Source organism: Undibacterium sp. Ji49W (assembly GCF_049340205.1).
Lineage (GTDB): Bacteria > Pseudomonadota > Gammaproteobacteria > Burkholderiales > Burkholderiaceae_D > Undibacterium.
This window is the reverse complement of record NZ_JBMPOW010000022.1, coordinates 1-21475: the sequence shown is the minus strand read 5'-3', so window position 1 is coordinate 21475 and position 21475 is coordinate 1. Positions and strand designations below refer to the sequence as shown.

18 protein-coding genes, 1 tRNA gene and 1 pseudogene are annotated in these 21475 nt (G+C 51.4%); 1 reads left to right on the top strand and 19 read right to left on the bottom strand.

Features of this window, described 5'->3' with window-relative positions; all coding sequences use genetic code 11:
* Window positions 1–65: 65 nt before the first annotated feature.
* A complete protein-coding gene (locus ACO0LK_RS22895; RefSeq protein WP_422979184.1) occupies window positions 66–608 on the bottom strand; it encodes a TlpA family protein disulfide reductase in 543 nt (180 codons plus the stop codon).
* Between the two features lie 186 nt (window positions 609–794).
* Window positions 795–1547, bottom strand: coding sequence for a phytanoyl-CoA dioxygenase family protein (locus ACO0LK_RS22890; protein ID WP_422979182.1), 753 nt, complete (start codon window positions 1545–1547; stop codon window positions 795–797).
* A 183-nt stretch (window positions 1548–1730) separates the two neighbouring features.
* Here ACO0LK_RS22890 and ACO0LK_RS22885 point away from each other — a divergent pair, with 183 nt between their 5' ends.
* Window positions 1731–2786, top strand: coding sequence for a 3-deoxy-7-phosphoheptulonate synthase (locus ACO0LK_RS22885; RefSeq protein WP_422979180.1), 1056 nt, complete (start codon window positions 1731–1733; stop codon window positions 2784–2786).
* Window positions 2787–2868: 82 nt separating this feature from the next.
* On the opposite strand, the gene ACO0LK_RS22880 is transcribed toward ACO0LK_RS22885, so the two are convergent.
* The 17 genes and pseudogenes from ACO0LK_RS22880 to tuf all read right to left on the bottom strand — a co-directional run.
* Complete coding sequence (locus tag ACO0LK_RS22880; protein WP_422979178.1) at window positions 2869–4251, bottom strand: formimidoylglutamate deiminase; 1383 nt, start codon at window positions 4249–4251, stop codon at window positions 2869–2871.
* The gene (gene hutG / locus ACO0LK_RS22875) at window positions 4248–5063 is read right to left on the bottom strand and encodes an N-formylglutamate deformylase (protein ID WP_422979176.1); all 816 of its coding nucleotides are present in this window, start codon (window positions 5061–5063) and stop codon (window positions 4248–4250) included. Before hutG ends, ACO0LK_RS22880 begins: the two co-directional genes overlap by 4 nt.
* Window positions 5064–5104: 41 nt before the next feature.
* On the bottom strand, window positions 5105–5869 hold the full coding sequence (locus ACO0LK_RS22870; protein WP_422979174.1) for an IclR family transcriptional regulator: 765 nt from the start codon (window positions 5867–5869) through the stop codon (window positions 5105–5107).
* A gap of 129 nt (window positions 5870–5998) precedes the next feature.
* On the bottom strand, window positions 5999–6289 hold the full coding sequence (locus tag ACO0LK_RS22865; protein ID WP_422979172.1) for a hypothetical protein: 291 nt from the start codon (window positions 6287–6289) through the stop codon (window positions 5999–6001).
* 42 nt (window positions 6290–6331) lie between these two features.
* On the bottom strand, window positions 6332–7012 hold the full coding sequence (locus tag ACO0LK_RS22860; protein WP_422979170.1) for an SPOR domain-containing protein: 681 nt from the start codon (window positions 7010–7012) through the stop codon (window positions 6332–6334).
* 17 nt (window positions 7013–7029) lie between these two features.
* Window positions 7030–7800 (bottom strand): type III pantothenate kinase, encoded by a 771-nt coding sequence (locus ACO0LK_RS22855; protein WP_422979168.1) that lies wholly within the window; start codon window positions 7798–7800, stop codon window positions 7030–7032.
* 33 nt (window positions 7801–7833) lie between these two features.
* Complete coding sequence (locus ACO0LK_RS22850; protein WP_422979166.1) at window positions 7834–8646, bottom strand: biotin--[acetyl-CoA-carboxylase] ligase; 813 nt, start codon at window positions 8644–8646, stop codon at window positions 7834–7836.
* 201 nt (window positions 8647–8847) lie between these two features.
* Complete coding sequence (rpoC, locus tag ACO0LK_RS22845) at window positions 8848–13077, bottom strand: DNA-directed RNA polymerase subunit beta' (protein WP_422979164.1); 4230 nt, start codon at window positions 13075–13077, stop codon at window positions 8848–8850.
* A 246-nt stretch (window positions 13078–13323) separates the two neighbouring features.
* Window positions 13324–17430, bottom strand: coding sequence for a DNA-directed RNA polymerase subunit beta (gene rpoB / locus ACO0LK_RS22840; protein ID WP_186949963.1), 4107 nt, complete (start codon window positions 17428–17430; stop codon window positions 13324–13326).
* A gap of 214 nt (window positions 17431–17644) precedes the next feature.
* Window positions 17645–18013, bottom strand: coding sequence for a 50S ribosomal protein L7/L12 (rplL, locus tag ACO0LK_RS22835; RefSeq protein ID WP_186949962.1), 369 nt, complete (start codon window positions 18011–18013; stop codon window positions 17645–17647).
* A 52-nt stretch (window positions 18014–18065) separates the two neighbouring features.
* Window positions 18066–18605 carry a 50S ribosomal protein L10 gene (gene rplJ / locus ACO0LK_RS22830; protein ID WP_186949960.1) on the bottom strand — a complete coding sequence of 180 codons (540 nt, stop codon included), beginning with the start codon at window positions 18603–18605 and terminating at the stop codon, window positions 18066–18068.
* Window positions 18606–18903: 298 nt separating this feature from the next.
* Window positions 18904–19599 (bottom strand): 50S ribosomal protein L1, encoded by a 696-nt coding sequence (gene rplA, locus ACO0LK_RS22825; RefSeq protein WP_422939743.1) that lies wholly within the window; start codon window positions 19597–19599, stop codon window positions 18904–18906.
* Window positions 19599–20030 (bottom strand): 50S ribosomal protein L11, encoded by a 432-nt coding sequence (gene rplK / locus ACO0LK_RS22820; protein ID WP_422979162.1) that lies wholly within the window; start codon window positions 20028–20030, stop codon window positions 19599–19601. Before rplK ends, rplA begins: the two co-directional genes overlap by 1 nt.
* A 162-nt stretch (window positions 20031–20192) precedes the next feature.
* Window positions 20193–20786: a transcription termination/antitermination protein NusG gene (nusG, locus tag ACO0LK_RS22815; protein ID WP_186949956.1), complete on the bottom strand. Its 594-nt coding sequence runs from the start codon at window positions 20784–20786 to the stop codon at window positions 20193–20195.
* On the bottom strand, window positions 20786–21169 hold the full coding sequence (gene secE, locus ACO0LK_RS22810; RefSeq protein ID WP_186949954.1) for a preprotein translocase subunit SecE: 384 nt from the start codon (window positions 21167–21169) through the stop codon (window positions 20786–20788). Before secE ends, nusG begins: the two co-directional genes overlap by 1 nt.
* Window positions 21170–21205: 36 nt before the next feature.
* Window positions 21206–21281: transfer RNA gene (locus tag ACO0LK_RS22805), tRNA-Trp, on the bottom strand.
* A 69-nt stretch (window positions 21282–21350) separates the two neighbouring features.
* Window positions 21351–21475 (bottom strand): annotated as a pseudogene (gene tuf / locus ACO0LK_RS22800) (elongation factor Tu); the annotation flags it as partial.

Here is a 21475-nt window from a genome sequence, read left to right as displayed (position 1 = left end):
CAAAGCAAAAAAATGACGCGTAAAAGCGTCATTTTGGATTTAATACAGGGAAGACCTCAGGCTGTTCAGCCTTTGACAGGTGCACCAGCCGCATCAATAAGGGTTTTGATATGGGCCCACTGATCAGGCTTGATCGCGCCTTTGAAGGATTCGATGACCTTACCGTCGCGACCGATCAGGAAAGCTGTCGGAGTGGCAAAGACTTTACCGAAATTGTCCTTGTAGTTGGGCGCATTGCGCCATAAGGAAGGGAAGTTCTGGTTGGACTTGGTCATCCAGGTCGATAGCTTTGAATAATCATCAATATCGGACATGGCATCATCAATACTGACGGTCACAAGTTCAAAGCCAGCCTTTTTATTGGCTTCATAGAACTTGCGAAAAGTCGGCATTTCAGCACGGCAAGTCGGGCACCAGGTCGCCCAGAATGTCACCAGCACCACGTCACCTTTACCCGTATTGAGCTTGAATGGCTTGCCGTTGAGCATGGTGCCAGTCAACATGGGCTTGGCAGGAAATTCTTCCTTGGTGGCGGCCTGACTGGCAGGGCTGATAAAGGGCAAGGCGATCAATAAACCAGCGGCAAGGAATTTAGCAAGCTTGAACATATTGTTACTCCATGTTGTATCGTCATTGGCATGGCGGAAAAACCGCCGTATCGCCATTGGTCGGCGCAATGCAAGATTCCTTACACAATCTTTTGGATACTGCTTTTTATTTCATCATAGTGCAAATTGAAAAAGATCAGGGCCGTCTGGCAGTTAAATTGAAGATCAATTTAACTGCCGCCTGGTTCAGATGGCTATTTCGGGAAAAGCCGCAGACCGGGTAGACGGAATAGGTGGATTATCAAGTGCGCGGTAGGTAAAGACCAGGGCAAACTTGGTCGCTGCGGTTTGATTTTTGCCAGCAGCGTGGAATAAATTGCTGTGGAAAAGCAATACGTCCCCTTGCTGCAAGGGGACAGGCTGGGCGCGTGCCAGCAAATCATGGTTTTGCGGCAAATCTGTCAGCAAAAATTGTTTGGCATCCAGTTGGCTGGCATCGATATCCAGCTTGTGCGAGCCGGGGATAACCAGCAGGCAACCGTTGTCCAGGGTTTCATTGCGCAGGGCCAGCCAGGCAGATACCAACTCGGCCCGCTGGAAGTTCCAGTAACGGCTGTCACGGTGCCAGCCGGTCGCCGTGGAATACTGTGGCTGCTTGGTCATGATGCAGTTATGGTGGGCTTGTGACATCAGCGCACCCTGGCCCAGCAATTGTAATAATGGCTCGCTCAGGGCCTGGCCACTCGCCCATTGCTGAATACGTGGGTCGCGCGCATACGCCTGCAACAGGCGCCTGGCAGTACCACCGCCTTCGGCGTCACGCGATGCCGGTGCGCCGGGGTAACGGGTATCGGCCTCGTACTCTATAGGTTGTACATCAGTTGCCAGTTGCTGTTCAGCAAGTGTAATGATGTCTTCACACAGGCTGGCGGTTGCCTGTTGTTGCAAAACCAGAAACCCCTGGGTATCAAATTCTTGTTGTTGCGCGGAGCTTAACATGGTCATTCAGTCATATCTGTGAGCAAAAAACGTGATGCATGTCTGATTTTAAGGGATTTATCCCATGCTGAAACAGAACAGATGCATGGTAATTAAGCGCATTTGTGATTATGCAATCCCAATCAATACCCTGTATTAGGTCATAATGTAGGCCAAATTTAACACTACCGTCGATTACTCAACATGACACATACCGTACTGGAAAACATTAACGTCAGTTCTTTCGAGAACATGCCCACCCCGGAAGAATTGCATGCCCGCCTGCCACTCAGCGATCTGGCTGGCGATGTGGTTGAACAGAGCCGCGAAAGTCTGCGTCACATTCTGGAACGCAAGGACAAGCGCCTCTTTGTCGTGGTTGGCCCCTGCTCCATCCACGATCCGGTCGCCGGCCTGGATTATGCACGCCGCCTGAAAACCTTGCAGGAAGAAGTGAAGGATGTGATGTTGCTGGTGATGCGCGTGTATTTTGAAAAGCCGCGTACCACCACAGGCTGGAAAGGCTATATCAATGACCCGTACATGGATGATTCTTTCCGCGTTGATGAGGGCATGGAAAAAGCCCGCCAGTTTTTGCTGGATGTCTGTGAACTCGGTCTGCCGACCGGTACCGAAGCGCTGGACCCGATTTCACCACAATACCTGGGCGACCTGATCGCCTGGACCGCCATCGGTGCCCGCACCACAGAATCACAGACGCATCGCGAAATGTCGTCCGGCCTGTCGACACCGGTAGGCTTTAAAAACGGTACCGACGGCGATATCAGCATCGCCATCAATGCGATTCTGTCGGCGTCGCATCCGCATTCCTTCCTGGGCTTGAATGGCCAGGGCCGGGTATCCATCGTGCGCACCAGTGGCAATCAATATGGCCACGTGGTCTTGCGCGGCGGCGGTGACCGCCCGAATTACGATACCGTGTCTGTCGCCATGGCCCAGCAAGCACTGGTCAAGGCAAAACTGCCACCGAATATCGTGGTCGATTGCTCGCACGCCAACAGCTACAAAAAGCCGGAACTGCAACCCCTGGTCATGGCCGATGTCATCAACCAGATCGCCAACGGCAATAAGGACATCGTCGGCGTCATGATTGAATCCAACATCGTCGCCGGCAACCAGCCTATCCCGACAGATTTGACACAACTCACCTACGGCTGCTCAGTCACCGACGCCTGCGTGGATTGGGAAACGACAGAGAAGATGTTGCGGGATGCGGCGGCGAGATTGCGTCAGCAATAATCTGGCATAGCCCAAACTAAAACAGGCGCAATATGTCATGTGCGCCTGTTTCAATATTCAAAGTAAGCAAATCCAGAAAAACTTACAGCGCACGCAGGCTGCGCATGCATTCGGCATAAGCTGCCCGTATCTCGGCCTGCCGCAGATGCTTGCCGTCCTGCACCACCTGCTGTCCTCCGACATACACATCCCGCACCAGATTATCATTGCCTGCAAAAATCCAGGTATTGAGTACATCCGTACTATCAATGCCCGCCAGATTTGGATGTGCATCATCCAGTACAACGATGTCGGCGCGATAGCCAACCTTCAACTGGCCCAGCTTGCGGCCACTGGCTTGCGCACCTCCCTGCAAGGCGGCTTGATACAAAAAATCACCGACCTTGCGTTGTGCTGGTGTACCAGCGATATTACGACCTTGCAGGCGCAGGCGCTGGCCATATTCCAGCCAGCGCAATTCTTCTACCGGGCTTTGTGATACATGGCTGTCACTGCCGATACCAAAGCGGCCACCGGCGGCGATGTAATCTGGCAAATCAAAAAAACCATCGCCAAGATTGCCTTCCGTAGTCGTACAGATGCCTGCCACTGCGCCACTGGCGGCGATGCCCTGCACCTCGGCCTTGTTGAGGTGAGTGGCATGTACCAGGCACCAGCGTTGATTAAGCAGGTCACTATCGAGCAAGAGTTCTACCGGGCGTTTGCCTGAATAAGCGATGCAGGCATCGACTTCTTTTTGTTGTTCGGCGATATGGATATGGATGGGACGTTCAACAGGAAGCGCCGCCACCAGTTCACGTATCTGGCTGATGCTGGCGGCACGCAGGGAATGCGGGGCGACGCCGACTTCGACCTGGGCATTGCGCTTGCCTTCCAGCGCAGCGATCAATTGCAGGATCTCTTCTACATTGGTAGAAAAACGGCGCTGATCATGACGCAAAGCCTGTTCACCAAAATCGGCGTAGCTGTACAAGACAGGCAGCATACTGATACCCATGCCGGTCTGTTCTGCGGCGGCTATCACGCGTTCTGCCATCTCTGCCGGGCGTGCGTAAAAACTGCCTTCCTGGTTACGGTGCAGGTAATGGAATTCACAGACTGCCGTATAGCCATGACGCAGGCATTCTGCATACAGTTGCGCAGCAATGGCCAGGATTTGTTCCGGCGTGATATGCAGCGCATAGCGATACATGAGATCACGCCAGGTCCAGAAACTGTCTTTGCCCTCCCCTGCCAATCCTGCCATTTCTGTCATGCCTGCCATGGCACGCTGAAAGGCATGAGAATGCAGATTACTCATACCGGGCAGCACCCACTGCGCTTGCTGCTCATATTCATGCCCATGTGCCTGCAAGCTGGCATCGTGCTCGATCTGAATCAGGTCGCCATGTTCATTCCAGTGCAAACGGACATTGCTGGCCCAGCCTTGTGGCAACAGGGCATGACGCGCATACAGACTGCTCATGCTGTACCGCCTTTGCGTTGCGTTGCGTTCCAGTCCAGGCAGGCTTGCAGCAACTGTTTCAACAGGGGTTGCACCTGTGCCGCCAGGTCTGGCCTGTAGGCATAAGGAACGGCTTCATTCATGTAGATGCACTGGCTCATTTCCAGTTGCACGGCATGAATCTGATTTGCTGGCTGGCCGTAATTGCGGGTGATGAAACCACCTTTGAAACGACCATTGAATATATGGGAATAGGCTTTCGCCGAATCTAGTAGGCAATTGGCGATGGCCGTTTGCAGGCCGGGATCGCAGGATTGTTGATCGGCAGTACCAAAGTTGAGGTCAGGTAATTTGCCTTCAAAAAAACGCGGTACCAGCGAAGCGATGGAATGGGCATCCCACAATACGACACTGCCATGCAGGTTCAACAGTCGTTGCAGTTCTTGCTGCAACTGCTGGTGATATGGTTGCCAGTAGGCGCTGATGCGGCGTTGCACTTCCGCTTCAGCCGGCAGGTTTTGGGGAGCATATAAAGGCTGCTTGGCAAAGGTATCGACCGGGCACAAGCCTGTCGTATCCTGCCCCGGATACAGGTTGGCATTGTCGGAAGAACGATTGAGGTCGATCACATAGCGCGAATATTCAGCGGCGATGGTGGATGCACCCAGCTCTGCCGCCATGCTGTAAAGCTGGCGCAGATGCCAGTCGGTATCGGCTTTCTCATGCGCGACTGGCAGCATCTGTGCGGCGATATCGTCCGGTATGCTGGTGCCCACATGGGGCATGGAAATCAGTAAGGGTACGCTACCCTGTTGAAAGTGATATGCAGTCATGATGTGTCCTGTGTCCCGTTTTTTGTGTCCTGCTTACTATTTTAAGGGTACTGTAATTTGCGGCTGAGCCGGTCGGCTGCTGCAAGAGTCATGTTGATGAGTTCTTGCTTGCGGTTTTGTATGCGCTGCACCGGCGCCATCAGGGACAGACTGGCTTCCAGCCTGTCCTTGCCAGAAAATACGGGAGCGCTGACGCCCCAGATACCAAGGTCGATTTCATTTTCGCTGGTGGCATAGCGCTGGCTGCGGATGGCTTGCAGCTGCGCCAGCAAATCTTCGCGGCGTTGCTGCGCATGATCCGGGTTTTCCAGAAAATTCTGCTCCAGCAAACTGCCCTGTACCGCCTGCGGCAAAAATGCCAGCAAGGCCTTGGCCGATGCGCCGCGTACGGTGGAACTGGCACGCCCTTTGGCGAAGGAGCAACGCAGGGCTTGTTGACTTTCCTGCATGTCCAGGCAAATGACCTGACCATTCACATAAGCAAGCAAGCCCACACTTTCACCGGATTTATGCACCAAGTCTGTCATTTCTTCACGCGCGGCAGACATCAGCCACGAATGCTGATCAAATCCCCTTGCCAGTTGTACTGCCAGAGGCCCTGGCTCGTACAAGCCAGTCTGTGCGTGTTCCTGCACCAGCCCCCACTTTTTTAAGGGGGCCAGTTGGCGATAGAGGGTGCTTAAAGGCAGGCCGGTTTGTTCTACCAGCTCACGTGCCGACAGCGGCTGCCCCTGCCGCGCAACGCAAGCCAGCACCTGCAAGACGCGTTCGCTCTGGGGAGTGATGTCTTTAGATGGTTCTAACATTCGAGCCTGACATAGAAACGCAATATCAAGCCTATTCTAGCGATCAAATGAGAAATATCAAGAATTCATTCTCATATCATGAGAATTGATTAAATATAGTTTTCGTTGCGATGGTCCTGACAAGAGGCATCAGTCATGACCACTAAAATAGTCTTTATTTGACCTTGCAAAATCCATGAATTCACCTTCAGGTGCTTCATCGGGATTCAGATACCGGCCACTTGGCGGTTCTAAATCAGGCTGTACAAACAGATAGCAAACCACAACCCCTATGACTGGAAATAACCAGATCAAGGCATATTGGCTATATTTTTGGACTGGCTCGAAAAACTCGCTCTTTGCGAGCAGGTAAGTCACATAGATATTCATCGCCAGCAGGATGATGGCGATGAATATGGCTGCAATGATGAGAATGCTCATATTCGCTGAACAGCGGTGCTTACATCAAAAATATTTAGATATTTAGCTCTTGCTATACGCCGTCGTCTGGCAATTGCGATTTTCCTGTGCCGGGAAATCTGCCTTGATGGCGTCATACCTGGTTTTTTCTTCTACCGTCAGGGCTCTCAGCTGGTAAGCGAATTTATTCGTGCTGACGGCGCGCGGGCCTATGCGGGCGGAGCGTACGCCTTTGTTGCTGAGGTTGTTCAGGTGCAGTTTTGCCGCTTCTTCGGTTTTGAATACACCCAGTGAGATACCCCAGCGCAGATTGCTTTGGTCTTGTACGATGTAGAAATCGTTGATGCCCAGACGGCGCAGTTCACCGGCTTTTTTATCCGCACCTTCTTTGCTGCCTTGCGACGGGATAAAAACCATGTGGGTAGCGACATCCACCACGTTGATGCGGGATTGTCTTTCACCCAGTGCCAGGGTCTTCAATTTTTCTTCCAGCTTGTTGATGTCAGCCTGCACAAAATTACCGACTTCAAGGCAGGCGATCACGTCCGGCTTTTTATCCGCGACGGCATCGACAGGCGTCACGGCTTCGGCTGCGGACAGGGGTTTGAGCTGGTCAGCATGGTGCTGCATCTTCAAGCGTTCCGGTTCATGGGTATCGAGTGACCAGTGTCCCAAATAGCCAAGATTAAACGCCAGCAGAAAGGCATTTAATAACAGCAGGCTCCAGAAAAAGAATCGCAGCATGGTAATTTGAGAAGTAATCAGTCCGGGCTTGATTGTGCCACGACAAACAGCCCCGTCAAGACCAGATTGTCGACATGTTGGTAAGACAGGCTCAAATGGGCCAATAAATACGGGGCTGCGCCGCCAGAAATCACACAGGTGACGGATTGCTTCTGCTGTTCTTCCAGCACACTGACGGCGCGGTGAATGGCGCCGACCTGGGCGCTGATGCAGCCGCTGACAATGGCCTGGTCAGTGTTGTCGGCAAAAATGCCGGCAAGGCTGATGGATTCAGCCACTTGTGGCAACTGTGCAGTATTGCGAGCGAGGGATTCTGCCATCAGTTTAAGGCCGGGTAATATCATGCCGCCCTGGAATTGCCCTTGCGCGGTTACGGCATCGACTGTGGTGGCAGTTCCACAGGTAGCGACCACCAGGTCCTGCTGCGGAAACAGGTAGTGCGCGCCGACCATGGAAGCCAGCCTGTCACAACCCAGTTGTGCCGGGTTGCGGTAGGTATTGTGGATACCGGCGACCCGCTCTTGCGAGGCAAACCAGCGCACGTCCGCTGCCGGCTGTACGTCTTGCAGAATGGCTGACAGTTGCGCCCGGATGGCAGCACCGGCCACATTGGAAATCAATACCCGTGAAATCGGCATGGCGCGCCAGACGCTGTCAAGATTGGCCAGTTCGGCATGGCTGACGGAGCCGCTATGCAACCACACTGGCACTTGACCGCCAAGCGCCGCATCAGCCACGGGCACGGCCCATTTGATACGGGTATTGCCGGCATCAATCAATAATTGCATCAGTTTTCCTTATTATGCTATTGTCTGCCATGATCATGGGGTTGCGGGCCGCAGAGATACATCGCCCGCCATGACATTCACTTGCCCCAGCGTGGTCTGCAAGACCAGACAACCATGCAGGTCCACACCCAGGGCGACACCGGTATGCAGGACCTGACCATGGTCGAGTATGTTGACAGTTTGCCCTGCATGGGCATGCAGGGCATTCCAGCGTGGTAAAAAGCTGCTGAATCCTTGCGTGGCAAATTGTTCCAGCGTCGGTGCCAGTGCATTGAGCAGGCTGGCGACCAGGGCATTTCTATCCATTCTGGCCAGCCATGGTGCATCGGCGATGGTGCGCCCGATTTCGGCTTCCAGTGCGTCGGACACTTGCAGGTTCAGACCGATGCCGGCAACTATCCAGGTACCAGCGTTTTGTGCGGCAGCGGATTCCAGCAGGATGCCAGCCAGTTTTTTTCCATCACGCAAAATGTCATTCGGCCATTTGAGTTGTACGCTCAGGCCCAGGGTGTTCAGGGTTTCAGCCAGGGCGACACCGATTGCCAATGGCAAGCCCAGCAAATGCTGTGGTGCCTGTGGCAGATGCCAGGCCAGAGAAAAAGTCAGCATGCCGCCAGGTACGGTCAGCCATGGTCGTCCCGCGCGGCCGCGCCCTGCCGTCTGGTGCACGGCAATGCGCAATACCGGGCGCTGCAATTGCGACAGCCTGGCCATCAGGTCGGCATTGGTGGAGCCCGTTTCGGCGACGACTTCGATATCGACCTGACGCGCCGGACCATCGCAGCGTATTTCAATTTCTGCGGCATTGAGTTGTAAGTTCTGATTCGCCAAGGTATGTGCCTGCATGTTCAATTCTGGATTGCTTCAGCGCTGTTGTTGAGCTCTATTGTTGAGCTTTACTGTTGCGCTCTATTGTTGCACTCTGTTATTTCACTCTATGGATGCCAAATACATTGCTGAGGTGTTAAAAAAAACGGCACCCAGAATGCGGTGCCGTTTTTTATGTCCTGCTTATTTTAGTGCTTGCGTCAGTACTTATTTCTATACTTACGCTTCGCCATCTACCACATCAGTTGCGGCCACTTCTGGCAACGGTGCAAATGCTGCTTTTTCTGCTTCCAGCAAGGCTACGCGTTCATCGGCTTCCCAAGTTTCTTTCAACTTGCGGGCACGATGGAAGGCCAGACCGGTACCAGCAGGTATCAGGCGACCAACGATGACGTTTTCTTTCAAGCCACGCAGACCGTCTTTTTTGCCCATGATCGCAGCTTCGGTCAGAACACGTGTGGTTTCCTGGAAGGACGCCGCAGAGATGAAGGAATCAGTAGACAAGGATGCCTTGGTGATACCCAGCAAGATATTTTCATAAGTTGCAGGAATACCGTTAGCTGCTGCTACGCGATCGTTTTCATCCAGCAATTCAGAACGTTCTACCTGTTCACCAACGATGTAGTTGGCATCGCCTGGATTAACCACGACAACGCGACGCAACATCTGACGCACGATAACTTCAATGTGCTTGTCATTGATCTTAACGCCTTGCAAACGGTACACGTCCTGTACTTCGTCAACGATGTAACGTGCCAGCGCTTCGATACCCAGCAAGCGCAGGATGTCTTGCGGATCGGCCGGGCCGTCAACAATCATCTCACCTTTATTCACGACCTGGCCGTCATGCACCAGGACTTGTTTGTCTTTGGTGATCAGGAATTCGTGTTTCTCGCCGTCCATGTCTGTGATTTCCAGACGTTGCTTACCTTTGGTTTCTTTACCAAACGCAACCGTACCTGTCACTTCTGCCAGCATACCGGCATCTTTTGGTGAACGGGCTTCGAACAACTCGGCAACGCGTGGCAGACCACCGGTAATATCACGGGTTTTTTGTGATTCAGTCGGGATACGCGCCAATACTTCACCCACGTGAACTTGCTGACCGTCTTTCACGGTAATCAGCGCGCCCACCTGGAAGCCGATTGTTACTGCGTGTTCTGTACCGGCGATCTTGACTTCTTCACCCTGTTCGTTCAACAGCTTGACTTGTGGACGCAGTGTTTTACCAGCTGCGCTACCACGACGTTTCGCATCGATCGCTACCAGTGTGGACAAGCCAGTCACATCATCAACCTGTTTGGCAACAGTCACGCCTTCTTCGACGTTTTCGAATTTCACCGTACCGGTGTATTCGGTAATGATAGGACGGGTCAGTGGATCCCACGTTGCCAGTGCAGTACCAGCCTTGATGACCAGACCGTCTTTGACGATCAGTGTCGCGCCGTAAGGTACTTTATGACGTTCACGTTCACGACCGTGGTCATCAGTGATCAGCACTTCGCCAGAACGGGAAATAACGATCTGATCGCCTTTACCGTTGGTGACATAACGCATGGTCGCTGTGAAACGGATGGTACCGTTGGATTTGGCTTCAACAGAAGACGCAACCGCTGCACGGGATGCCGCACCACCAATGTGGAAGGTACGCATCGTCAACTGTGTACCTGGTTCACCGATGGACTGCGCAGCGATAACACCGACAGCTTCACCAGAATTGACCAGATTACCGCGACCCAGGTCACGGCCATAGCACATTGCGCACAGACCATAGCGTGTGTCGCAAGTCAGTGGTGTACGTACTTTGACTTCATCGATGCCCAGGGCTTCGATGCGTTCAACCATTATTTCATCCAGCAAGGAACCGGCTTCGTACAAGGTTTCCTGTGTTTCAGGATTGACGATGTCGTTGGCGCAAACGCGGCCCAGAATCAGGTCACGCAAAGGCACGTTAACTTCACCGCCTTCAACGATAGCCTTCATCGACGAACCATTGGAAGTGCCGCAGTCATCTTCAACCACAACCAGATCTTGCGTCACGTCAACCAGACGACGTGTCAGGTAACCGGAGTTCGCTGTCTTCAACGCCGTATCGGCCAGACCTTTACGCGCACCGTGCGTGGAAATGAAGTACTGCAAAACGTTCAGACCTTCGCGGAAATTCGCGGTGATCGGTGTTTCGATAATGGAGCCATCCGGTTTCGCCATCAGACCACGCATACCTGCCAACTGACGAATCTGGGCTGCAGAACCACGCGCACCGGAGTCGGCCATCATGTAAATGGCGTTGAAAGATTCTTGTGTACCAACAGTGCCGTCGCGACGTGTGACTGGTTCAACTTTCAGTTGTTCCATCATGGCCTTGCCGACTTCATCACCGGTCTTACCCCAGATATCGACCACTTTGTTGTAACGTTCGCCAGCAGTCACCAGACCAGACGCATATTGCTGTTCGATCTGTTTGACTTCGTGTTCGGCATTCGCTACCAGTGTTACTTTTTGTGGTGGTACCAGCATGTCATCGATACAGATGGAGATACCGGCGCGTGTCGCCAGGCGGAAACCCATTTGCATCAATTGATCAGCAAATACTACCGTAGCGCGCAGGCCGCACTTACGGAAAGACGTATCGATCAGCTTGGAGATTTCTTTCTTCTTCAGCGGACGATTCAATACGGTAAATGGCAGACCTTTAGGCAGGATTTCAGACAGAATCGCGCGGCCAACAGTCGTTTCATAACGCTTGATGGTTTTGACGAATTCGCCAGTTACTGCATCTTTTGGATATTCGGTAATACGGACTGTTACGCGGGTAGCCAGTTCGACTTCCTTGTTGTCCCAGGCGCGGATCGCTTCTGAAACGTCAGGGAACATCATGCCTTCGCCCTTGCCGTTGATTTTTTCACGGGAAGCGTAGTACAGACCCAACACGATATCCTGGGAAGGAACGATAGACGGTTCGCCATTGGATGGGAACAGAATATTGTTGGATGCCAGCATCAAAGTACGTGCTTCCATCTGTGCTTCGATAGACAGAGGAACGTGAACCGCCATTTGGTCACCGTCAAAGTCGGCATTGAAAGCCGCGCAGACGAGTGGATGCAACTGGATCGCTTTACCTTCAATCAGGACCGGTTCAAACGCCTGGATACCCAGACGATGCAGCGTAGGCGCACGGTTCAGCATGATAGGATGTTCGCGGATAACTTCTTCCAGAATATCCCAGACCACTGGTTCTTGAATTTCAACCAGTTTCTTCGCTGCCTTGATGGTGGTAGCCAGACCCATCAATTCCAGTTTATTGAAAATGAAAGGTTTGAACAGTTCCAGCGCCATCAGTTTTGGCAAGCCGCACTGATGCAATTTCAATTGTGGACCAACCACGATAACGGAACGGCCAGAGTAATCGACGCGCTTACCCAGCAAGTTTTGACGGAAACGACCGCCCTTACCCTTGATCATTTCTGCCAGGGATTTCAGAGGACGCTTGTTGGCGCCTGTCATGGCTTTACCGCGACGACCGTTATCCAGCAGGGAATCGACAGCTTCCTGCAACATACGCTTTTCATTGCGTGTGATGATTTCAGGAGCGCGCAATTCCATCAGACGCTTCAGACGGTTGTTACGGTTGATGACGCGGCGATACAGATCGTTCAGATCGGAAGTCGCAAAACGGCCACCATCCAGCGGGACCAATGGACGCAGTTCTGGCGGCAGAACCGGCAGCACTTCCATGATCATCCAGTCTGGCTTGATGCCGGAGCGCTGGAATGCTTCCAGTACTTTCAGACGTTTTGCGTATTTCTTGATCTTGGCTTCAGATTTGGATTCTTTCAGCTCGGTACGCAGTGTTTCTGCATCACGGTCAATGTCGATGGAACGCAGCAATTCACGGATACCTTCGGCACCCATGTAAGCAGTGAACTCATCGCCATGTTCTTCGTATTTGGCAGCGTAGTCGTCTTCCGACATGATCTGGCATTTTTTCAGCGGGGTCATGCCAGGATCGGTGACCACATATGCTTCAAAATACAAAACGCGTTCGATATCGCGCAAAGTCATGTCCAATACCATACCCAGGCGGGATGGCAGGGATTTCAGGAACCAGATATGCGCAGTTGGAGAAGCCAGCTCAATATGGCCCATGCGTTCACGACGCACTTTGGCCAGAGTCACTTCAACGCCGCATTTTTCGCAGATCACGCCACGGTGTTTCAGGCGTTTGTACTTGCCGCACAGGCATTCGTAATCTTTGATCGGGCCAAAAATCTTGGCGCAAAACAGACCGTCGCGCTCAGGCTTGAAGGTACGATAGTTGATGGTTTCCGGCTTTTTAACTTCGCCGTAGGACCAGGAACGAATCTTTTCCGGAGACGCCAGACCAATTTTGATCGCGTCGAATTGTTCGTTGGGTTGGACTTGCTTGAATAGATCGAGCAGGGCTTTCATGTATATCACTCCAGTGAAGCGCGCAAAACGCTTGGTGGCTGAATGGTGCTGCAAGGGAGGCATGTAGGACGTCTGACCCTGTTCGCATCGGCGGGAGAGCCAGGTCGCTTGGCGACACAGGTTCCGCTAATACCGGGAACGACTATCTGCTTCCAGACTGCTTACTAGCTAGCTTCTTATAACACCACCGCCCGGATGGTATCCAGGCGATGGTTTTACGACTAATTACTACAAACTTTTATCAAATCAATTACGTTCGAGATCGATGTCGATACCCAGGGAACGAATTTCCTTGACCAGAACGTTGAAGGACTCTGGCATGCCGGCGTCGATCACATGATCACCCTTGACCAGGTTTTCATAAACCTTGGTACGGCCATTCACGTCATCTGACTTGACTGTCAACATCTCTTGCAAGACATATGACGCGCCGTAAGCTTCCAGTGCCCAGACTTCCATCTCACCGAAACGCTGGCCACCGAACTGAGCTTTACCGCCCAGTGGTTGCTGCGTGACCAGAGAGTAAGGACCGGTCGAACGTGCATGCATCTTGTCATCAACCAGATGGTGCAGTTTCAGAACGTGCATGTAGCCCAGTGTGACTTTACGCTCAAACGCTTCACCGGTACGGCCATCGAACAGGGTGACCTGGTTTTTCGATGGTGTCATACCCAGCTGTGCTGCGATATGGTCAGGGAAAGCCAGATCCAGCATGCGACGGATTTCATCTTCATGCGCACCGTCAAATACTGGTGTTGCAAATGGCACGCCATGTTTCAGGTTGTTGGTCAGTTCCAGGATCTCAGCATCGGAGAAGCCATCGATGTCTTCCTTCTTGCCAGATTCGTTATAAATCTTCTTCAGGAAATCACGCAGTTCTTCTACCTTGGCTTTGGCTTTCAGCATTTCGCCTATACGCAAGCCCAGACCTTTAGCTGCCCAGCCCAGATGCACTTCCAGAACCTGACCAACGTTCATACGTGATGGAACACCCAGTGGGTTCAACACGATGTCTGCTGGTGTACCGTCAGCCATGTAAGGCATGTCTTCGATAGGCACGATACGGGAAACCACACCCTTATTACCGTGACGACCCGCCATTTTGTCACCAGGTTGCAGGCGACGTTTAACGGCCAGATAGACCTTGACCATTTTTTGTACGCCTGGCGGCAATTCATCGCCCTGCGTCAGCTTGGTACGTTTTTCTTCAAAAGCCAGATCGAACTGATGACGTTTTTCAGCGATGGAATCTTTCATCGCTACCAGCGCATTGGCTGCTTCATCCGATGCCAGGCGAATATCGAACCAGTGGTATTTATCCACGCTGGCCAGGTATTCCTTGGTGATCTTGGTGCCTTTGGCCAGTTTGGCCGGACCGCCGTCAGCGATCTTGCCATCCAGCATACGTTCCAGACGCTCAAATGCATCGCCTTCAACAATACGCAACTGATCGTTCAGATCGAGGCGATAACGCTTCAATTCATCATCGATAATCTGTTGTGCACGTTTGTCGCGCTGTATGCCTTCGCGGGTGAACACCTGTACGTCAATGACCGTACCTACCATGCCGGAAGGCACGCGCAGGGAGGTATCTTTCACGTCAGAAGCTTTTTCACCGAAAATGGCGCGCAGCAGTTTTTCTTCTGGTGTCAGTTGAGTTTCACCTTTTGGTGTCACTTTACCGACCAGGGTATCACCGGCTGTTACTTCAGCACCGATGTAGACGATACCGGATTCATCCAGACGTGCCAGTTGATTTTCTGCCAGATTGGAGATATCGCGGGTAATTTCTTCCGCGCCCAACTTGGTGTCACGGGCAACAACCGACAACTCTTCGATATGAATCGAGGTATAGCGGTCATCAGCCACAACTTTTTCAGAGATCAGGATCGAATCTTCGAAGTTATAACCATTCCATGGCATGAAGGCGACCAGCATGTTCTGACCCAGAGCCAATTCGCCCAGATCTGTCGATGCACCGTCTGCCAGCACGTCACCTTTGGCAACCATGTCGCCGACCTTGACGATAGGACGCTGGTTGATGTTGGTGTTCTGGTTGGAACGGGTGTACTTGATGAGGTTGTAAATATCCACACCGACTTCACCAGCCTGTGCTTCAGCATCATTCACACGAATAACGATACGGCCCGCATCAATGTAATCAACCTTACCGCCACGCAGTGCCTGTACTGTAGTACCGGAGTCAACTGCGACGGTACGTTCGATACCTGTACCAACGAATGCTTTTTCCGGACGCAAGCAAGGAACAGCCTGACGTTGCATGTTGGCACCCATCAGCGCGCGGTTCGCATCATCGTGTTCGAGGAACGGGATCAGCGATGCCGCAACGGAAACCACCTGGCCAGTTGCCACGTCCATGTACTGGATACGTTCTGGGGATACCAGGATCGTTTCGCCAGCTTCACGGGCAGAAACCAGTTCATCGACCAGTTTGCCTTCGCCGTCAATCGTCGCATTCGCCTGAGCGATGATGTAACGACCTTCTTCAATCGCAGACAGGTAATCGATCTGGCTGGTGATTTTGCTGTCAACTACCTTGCGGTATGGTGTTTCCAGGAAACCGTATTCATTCAGACGTGCGTACAGCGCCAGAGAGTTGATCAGACCAATGTTTGGTCCCTCAGGTGTCTCAATCGGGCATACACGGCCATAGTGGGTTGGGTGAACGTCGCGGACTTCAAAGCCGGCGCGTTCACGTGTCAAACCACCAGGGCCCAAGGCGGAAATACGACGCTTATGCGTAATTTCTGACAATGGGTTGGTCTGATCCATAAACTGGGACAATTGTGAAGAACCGAAGAACTCACGAATCGCAGCAGAGATAGGCTTGGAATTGATCAGGTCATGCGGCATCAGGTTGTCGGCTTCAGCCTGACCCAGACGCTCTTTGACGGCACGTTCAACACGTACCAGACCAGCACGGAACTGGTTCTCGGCCAATTCACCGACGCAACGTACGCGACGATTACCCAAGTGATCGATATCATCGACTTCACCGCGACCATTGCGCAGTTCAACCAAAATCTTGATAACGGCCAGTACGTCTTCGTTCGACAGGGTCATGGCGCCTGTCAGTTCATCACGGCCGATACGGCGGTTGAACTTCATGCGGCCAACTGCGGACAGATCGTAACGCTCTTCGCTGTAGAACAAGCCATTGAACAGGGCTTCAACAGAATCCTCTGTTGGTGGTTCGCCAGGACGCATCATGCGGTAGATGGCAACGCGGGCAGCCATCTGGTCCGCTGTATCATCAGCACGCAATGTTTGCGAGATGTAGGCACCCTGATCCAGGTCATTGGTGTACAGAGTCTGGATGTCAGTCACTTTGGCATCGCGCAGGCGACCCAGCAACTCTTCTGTCAGTTCATCATTGGCATTGGCGATGACTTCACCGGTATCTGCATCAACGATGTTCTTGGCCAATACGCGGCCCAGCAGGTAGTCTTCAGGCACGGAAATGTGCTTGATGCCGCCGGCTTCGATTTCGCGTACGTGTTTTGCATTGATACGCTTGTCTTTGGCAACGATGACTTTGCCATCTTTGTCGCTGATGTCAAAACGGGCAACTTCGCCACGCAGACGTTCTGCAACGAATTCCATTTCTGCGCCATCATTGTGCAGACTGAAATTATCAAAGACAAAGAAGTTGGCCAGGATCTGTTCATTGCTCATGCCTATGGCGCGCAGCAGGATAGTGACTGGCATCTTGCGACGACGGTCAATACGGAAGAACAGGATATCTTTTGGATCAAATTCAAAATCCAGCCAGGAACCACGGTAAGGAATGATCCTTGCCGAGAACAGCAATTTACCGGACGAATGTGTCTTGCCGCGGTCATGCTCAAAGAACACGCCAGGGGAACGATGCAACTGGGAAACAATCACACGCTCGGTACCATTGATAACAAAAGAACCAGTAGTTGTCATCAAAGGCAATTCGCCCATGTAGACTTCCTGTTCTTTCATTTCTTTAACGACCGGCTTGGTTGGTGATTCCTTGTCCAGGATAACCAGACGCACTTTTGCACGCAAAGGCGATGCATAAGTCAATCCACGCAGTTGACATTCCTTGACGTCAAATGCAGGATCGCCTAAAACGTAGGACAGGAACTCCAGACGTGCGAAACCATTGTGCGAAACAATAGGGAAAATCGATGTGAAGGCAGACTGCAAGCCTTCGTTTTTGCGAGTTGACGGTGTTCTGTCTTCTTGTAAAAAACTCTGGTAAGACTCGATTTGAGTCGCCAGTAAGAACGGAACGTTGTGGACGTTGGCGCGCTTCGCAAAAGATTTACGAATACGCTTCTTCTCAGTAAATGAGTAGTGCATGGACACTCCGTGAGTGGCAAGGAAGGATAGAGAATTCAGGATTCCTGTCACATAACAGCCATTCTGTGACAAAAAAACCTCAAGTCTCAACCCTTGGTCTTAATAAACAGCTAAACAACCCTGAACGACAAAGAAGCCAAAGAGGAACCCTCTCTTCCAAGAGGATTCCTGTCTTTGACTTGGGCAAATCCGAAGACTTGCCATGATACCTGAATTACTTGATGTCGGCTTTCGCGCCTGCATCTTCCAGTTTTTTCTTAGCTGCGTCAGCATCAGCTTTGGAAACTGCTTCTTTAACTGCTTTAGGTGCGCCATCAACCAGATCTTTAGCTTCTTTCAAGCCCAGGCCTGTGATTTCGCGAACTGCTTTAATGACGCCAACTTTGTTTGCGCCAACTTCAGCCAGAATTACGTTGAATTCTGTTTGTTCTTCAACTGCTGCTGCTGGACCGGCTGCTGCTGGGCCTGCTACTGCTGCTGCGGAAACACCAAATTTTTCTTCGAAAGCTTTTACCAGGTCGTTCAGGTCCATTACGGACATCGCGCCTACGGCTTCCAGGATATCGTCTTTGCTAAGTGCCATTTGAAACTCCAATTAATTAATTACATTGATACGGTATTTGACGGAAAAAAACTTATTCTGCGGCAGCTTCAGCAGCTTCTTCAGCTACTGGTGCTGCAGGAGAACCTGCTTCTTTCTGTGCTGCGACGGCTGCCAGAGCACGTGCGAAAGCAGATACAGGAGCCTGCATCATGCCAACCACTTGCGCCAACAATACTTCACGGCTAGGAATGCTTGCCAATGCGACAACGCCAGCTTTATCCAGCGATTTGCCTGCATAGTTACCCGCTTTAACAACCAGTTTGTCATTGCTTTTTGCAAAGTCTTGAACGACTTTAGCAGCAGCAACAGCATCTTCCGAGATTGCATAAATCAGCGGACCAGTCATTTCAGAAGCGAGACTTGCAAATGCAGTTCCCTCAACAGCGCGACGTGCCAATGTGTTTTTCAACACACGCATGTATACGCCTTGAGCGCGTGCGCTAGCACGCAATTGCGTCAAATGACCGACCTGGATGCCACGATATTCGGCCACGACGATAGTCTGTGCAGTTGCTACTTTTGCAGAGACTTCAGCGACGACGGCTTTTTTGTCATTCAGATTGAGACTCACGGTCAACCTCCATTAATGATATTCAGTCCATACACCGGAATGATGTACTTCCCTCATATCGTTTCGAACACGGCGTCCGAAGTTAGGAGTTTCACTGGGGACCAGTAATCACTACAAAACTTGTTCGGGTACACCATCTGCGTTGGGTCCTGTCGATTGCTCTTCAGGTATTAACCTCATGCTTAATTAGTTACTCTTACGCACTCGGCCCAACGGTCTTTGACACTCTGGATGCTTGTTCAAAACATCCAGCCCAAAGATGCGCCCTGCATCATGGATGCAGGGACTTAATTCTTGCTTAGCCTGCCAGATTGGCGTGATCTACGCGTACACCTGCACCCATAGTGGATGAGATGGATACTTTACGCAGATACACACCTTTGCTGGACGCTGGTTTAGCTTTGTTCAAAGCTTCGATCAGCGCAACCAGGTTGGATTTCAGATCGCCATCAGCAAACGACTTACGGCCGATTGTTGTGTGGATGATACCGGCTTTGTCTGTACGGTATTGAACTTGACCAGCTTTTGCATTTTTAACTGCATTGGCTACGTCAGGAGTTACTGTACCGACTTTAGGATTAGGCATCAGGCCACGTGGGCCCAGGATCTGACCCAGAGTACCAACGATACGCATAGTGTCTGGAGAAGCGATAACAACGTCAAATGGCATGTCGCCAGCTTTAACGCGTTCAGCCAAATCTTCCATACCAACGATATCAGCACCGGCAGCTTTCGCTTCTTCCGCTTTTGCACCTTGTGCAAATACGGCGACGCGTACTGTCTTGCCTGTACCAGCTGGCAATACAACGGCGCCACGAACAACCTGGTCAGATTTCTTAGGATCAACACCCAGTTGTACGGATACGTCGATGGATTCGTTGAATTTTGCTGTAGCGCATTCTTTGATCAAGGCGATAGCATTGTCAAATGGATACACTTTCAGACGGTCAACTTTCGTTGCCAGCAATTTTGCTTTTTTAGATAACTTAGCCATTACAGACCCTCTACCGTGATGCCCATGGAACGAGCAGAACCTGCGATAGTACGCACTGCTGCGTCCATATCGGCGGCTGTCAAATCAGCGCGTTTAACGGTCGCGATTTCTTCAGCTTGCTGACGAGTGATCTTACCCACTTTGTCTGTATGCGGCTTGGAAGAACCTTTAGTGATACCAGCTGCCTTTTTGATCATGTAAGTTGCTGGAGGAGTCTTCATCACGAAAGTGAAAGACTTGTCAGCAAATGCTGTGATCACGACAGGGATAGGCATACCTGGTTCAACACCTTGAGTCTGCGCGTTGAACGCTTTGCAGAATTCCATGATGTTCAGACCACGTTGACCCAGAGCTGGACCGATAGGTGGGGATGGGTTTGCTTTACCAGCTGGCACTTGCAGCTTGATAAAACCAATGATTTTCTTTGCCATGTTGGCTCCTTCAATGAATGAGTAGTAGCGCCTGTCAATGTCTTTTCACACCAACAGGCTCCTCTGCCTGCTGGAAAACCTTCATTACTGCCTTGCTACACGAGGGTTTTCCTGATCAGTTTCAACACATTGCTGTGTTACGTACTGATCGACGTAAATTCTTTATACTTTTTCGACCTGACCAAATTCCAGTTCAACTGGAGTGGCACGACCAAAAATGGTGACGGTGACACGTACTTTGGATTTTTCGTAATTCACTTCTTCGACGTTACCGTTAAAGTCAGTGAAAGGACCATCCTTGATACGCACTACTTCGCCAACTTCATACAAGACTTTTGGTCTTGGTTTTTCTACACCGTCCTGCATCTGTTGCAGGATCTTGTCCACTTCGTGCTGTGGTATCGGTGAAGGCTTGTTCGATTTACCACCGATAAAGCCAGTTACCTTGCTGGTATTTTTTACCAGATGCCAGGTATCGTCAGTCATTTCCATCTCGACGAATACATAGCTGGGGAACAGACGACGTTCAGTCACTGCCTTCTTGCCATTTTTTACTTCGATGACTTCTTCGGTAGGAACCAGAATCTGACCGAATTTGTCCTGCATCTCTGCGCGTTCTATGCGCTCAACCAGTGCACGATGCACGCTCTTTTCCATACCGGAATAAGCATGCACGGCATACCATCTTTTAGCGCTTTTAGGTACAGACACCGCTGGTGCTGTACCTTCTTCGTTTTCCTGAATGTTATCGCTCATTATTTTTTCCATCCGAGGATTACGTCATACAACAAAAATCCGATCAACTGATCAGTGCCCCACAAGAACAGCGCCATCACCAGTACAAAGCCGAATACGACGGCTGTGATCTGACCCGCTTCTTTTCTTGTTGGCCAAACTACTTTTTTGGTTTCGCGAACTGATTCTTTAGCAAAATCAACAAAATCGCGACCCATTTCTGAAGTTGCAACAAAACCTGCTGCAATTACCAACCCCAAAACCAAAGCAGCGGCGCGTATCCACGTCGCTTGTCCAGCGAGAATATAAAAAGCAGCAACACCGGCAACTGCAGCTACTACCGCCAAGATGACTTTGTACTTGTCATTGGATGTACTAACAGTTTGAACGGGATGATTAGACATACTTTATTTACTTTCGGTGGCCTGCGGCCTTGATGGTGGCAGGGGCGGAGGGAATCGAACCCGCGACCTTCGGTTTTGGAGACCGACGCTCTGCCAATTGAGCTACACCCCTACATCTTGACAATTAATGCACGCATTACCTGAACAGGTCAGGTAATGCGTGCATTTTACTACTTATTTATTACTCGATGATTTTAGCAACAACGCCAGCACCAACTGTACGGCCACCTTCACGGATAGCGAAGCGCAAGCCTTCTTCCATCGCGATCGGGTTGATCAATTTAACAGTGATAGATACGTTATCAC

Bases quoted from the DNA above. Each gene is read 5' to 3' on its own strand.
- ACO0LK_RS22895 (WP_422979184.1), bottom strand. From the start codon at position 608: ATGTTCAAGCTTGCTAAATTCCTTGCCGCTGGTTTATTGATCGCCTTG.
- ACO0LK_RS22890 (WP_422979182.1), bottom strand. From the start codon at position 1,547: ATGTTAAGCTCCGCGCAACAACAAGAATTTGATACCCAGGGGTTTCTG.
- ACO0LK_RS22885 (WP_422979180.1), top strand. From the start codon at position 1,731: ATGACACATACCGTACTGGAAAACATTAACGTCAGTTCTTTCGAGAAC.
- ACO0LK_RS22880 (WP_422979178.1), bottom strand. From the start codon at position 4,251: ATGAGCAGTCTGTATGCGCGTCATGCCCTGTTGCCACAAGGCTGGGCC.
- hutG (WP_422979176.1), bottom strand. From the start codon at position 5,063: ATGACTGCATATCACTTTCAACAGGGTAGCGTACCCTTACTGATTTCC.
- ACO0LK_RS22870 (WP_422979174.1), bottom strand. From the start codon at position 5,869: ATGTTAGAACCATCTAAAGACATCACTCCCCAGAGCGAACGCGTCTTG.
- ACO0LK_RS22865 (WP_422979172.1), bottom strand. From the start codon at position 6,289: ATGAGCATTCTCATCATTGCAGCCATATTCATCGCCATCATCCTGCTG.
- ACO0LK_RS22860 (WP_422979170.1), bottom strand. From the start codon at position 7,012: ATGCTGCGATTCTTTTTCTGGAGCCTGCTGTTATTAAATGCCTTTCTG.
- ACO0LK_RS22855 (WP_422979168.1), bottom strand. From the start codon at position 7,800: ATGCAATTATTGATTGATGCCGGCAATACCCGTATCAAATGGGCCGTG.
- ACO0LK_RS22850 (WP_422979166.1), bottom strand. From the start codon at position 8,646: ATGCAGGCACATACCTTGGCGAATCAGAACTTACAACTCAATGCCGCA.
- rpoC (WP_422979164.1), bottom strand. From the start codon at position 13,077: ATGAAAGCCCTGCTCGATCTATTCAAGCAAGTCCAACCCAACGAACAA.
- rpoB (WP_186949963.1), bottom strand. From the start codon at position 17,430: ATGCACTACTCATTTACTGAGAAGAAGCGTATTCGTAAATCTTTTGCG.
- rplL (WP_186949962.1), bottom strand. From the start codon at position 18,013: ATGGCACTTAGCAAAGACGATATCCTGGAAGCCGTAGGCGCGATGTCC.
- rplA (WP_422939743.1), bottom strand. From the start codon at position 19,599: ATGGCTAAGTTATCTAAAAAAGCAAAATTGCTGGCAACGAAAGTTGAC.
- rplK (WP_422979162.1), bottom strand. From the start codon at position 20,030: ATGGCAAAGAAAATCATTGGTTTTATCAAGCTGCAAGTGCCAGCTGGT.
- nusG (WP_186949956.1), bottom strand. From the start codon at position 20,786: ATGAGCGATAACATTCAGGAAAACGAAGAAGGTACAGCACCAGCGGTG.
- secE (WP_186949954.1), bottom strand. From the start codon at position 21,169: ATGTCTAATCATCCCGTTCAAACTGTTAGTACATCCAATGACAAGTAC.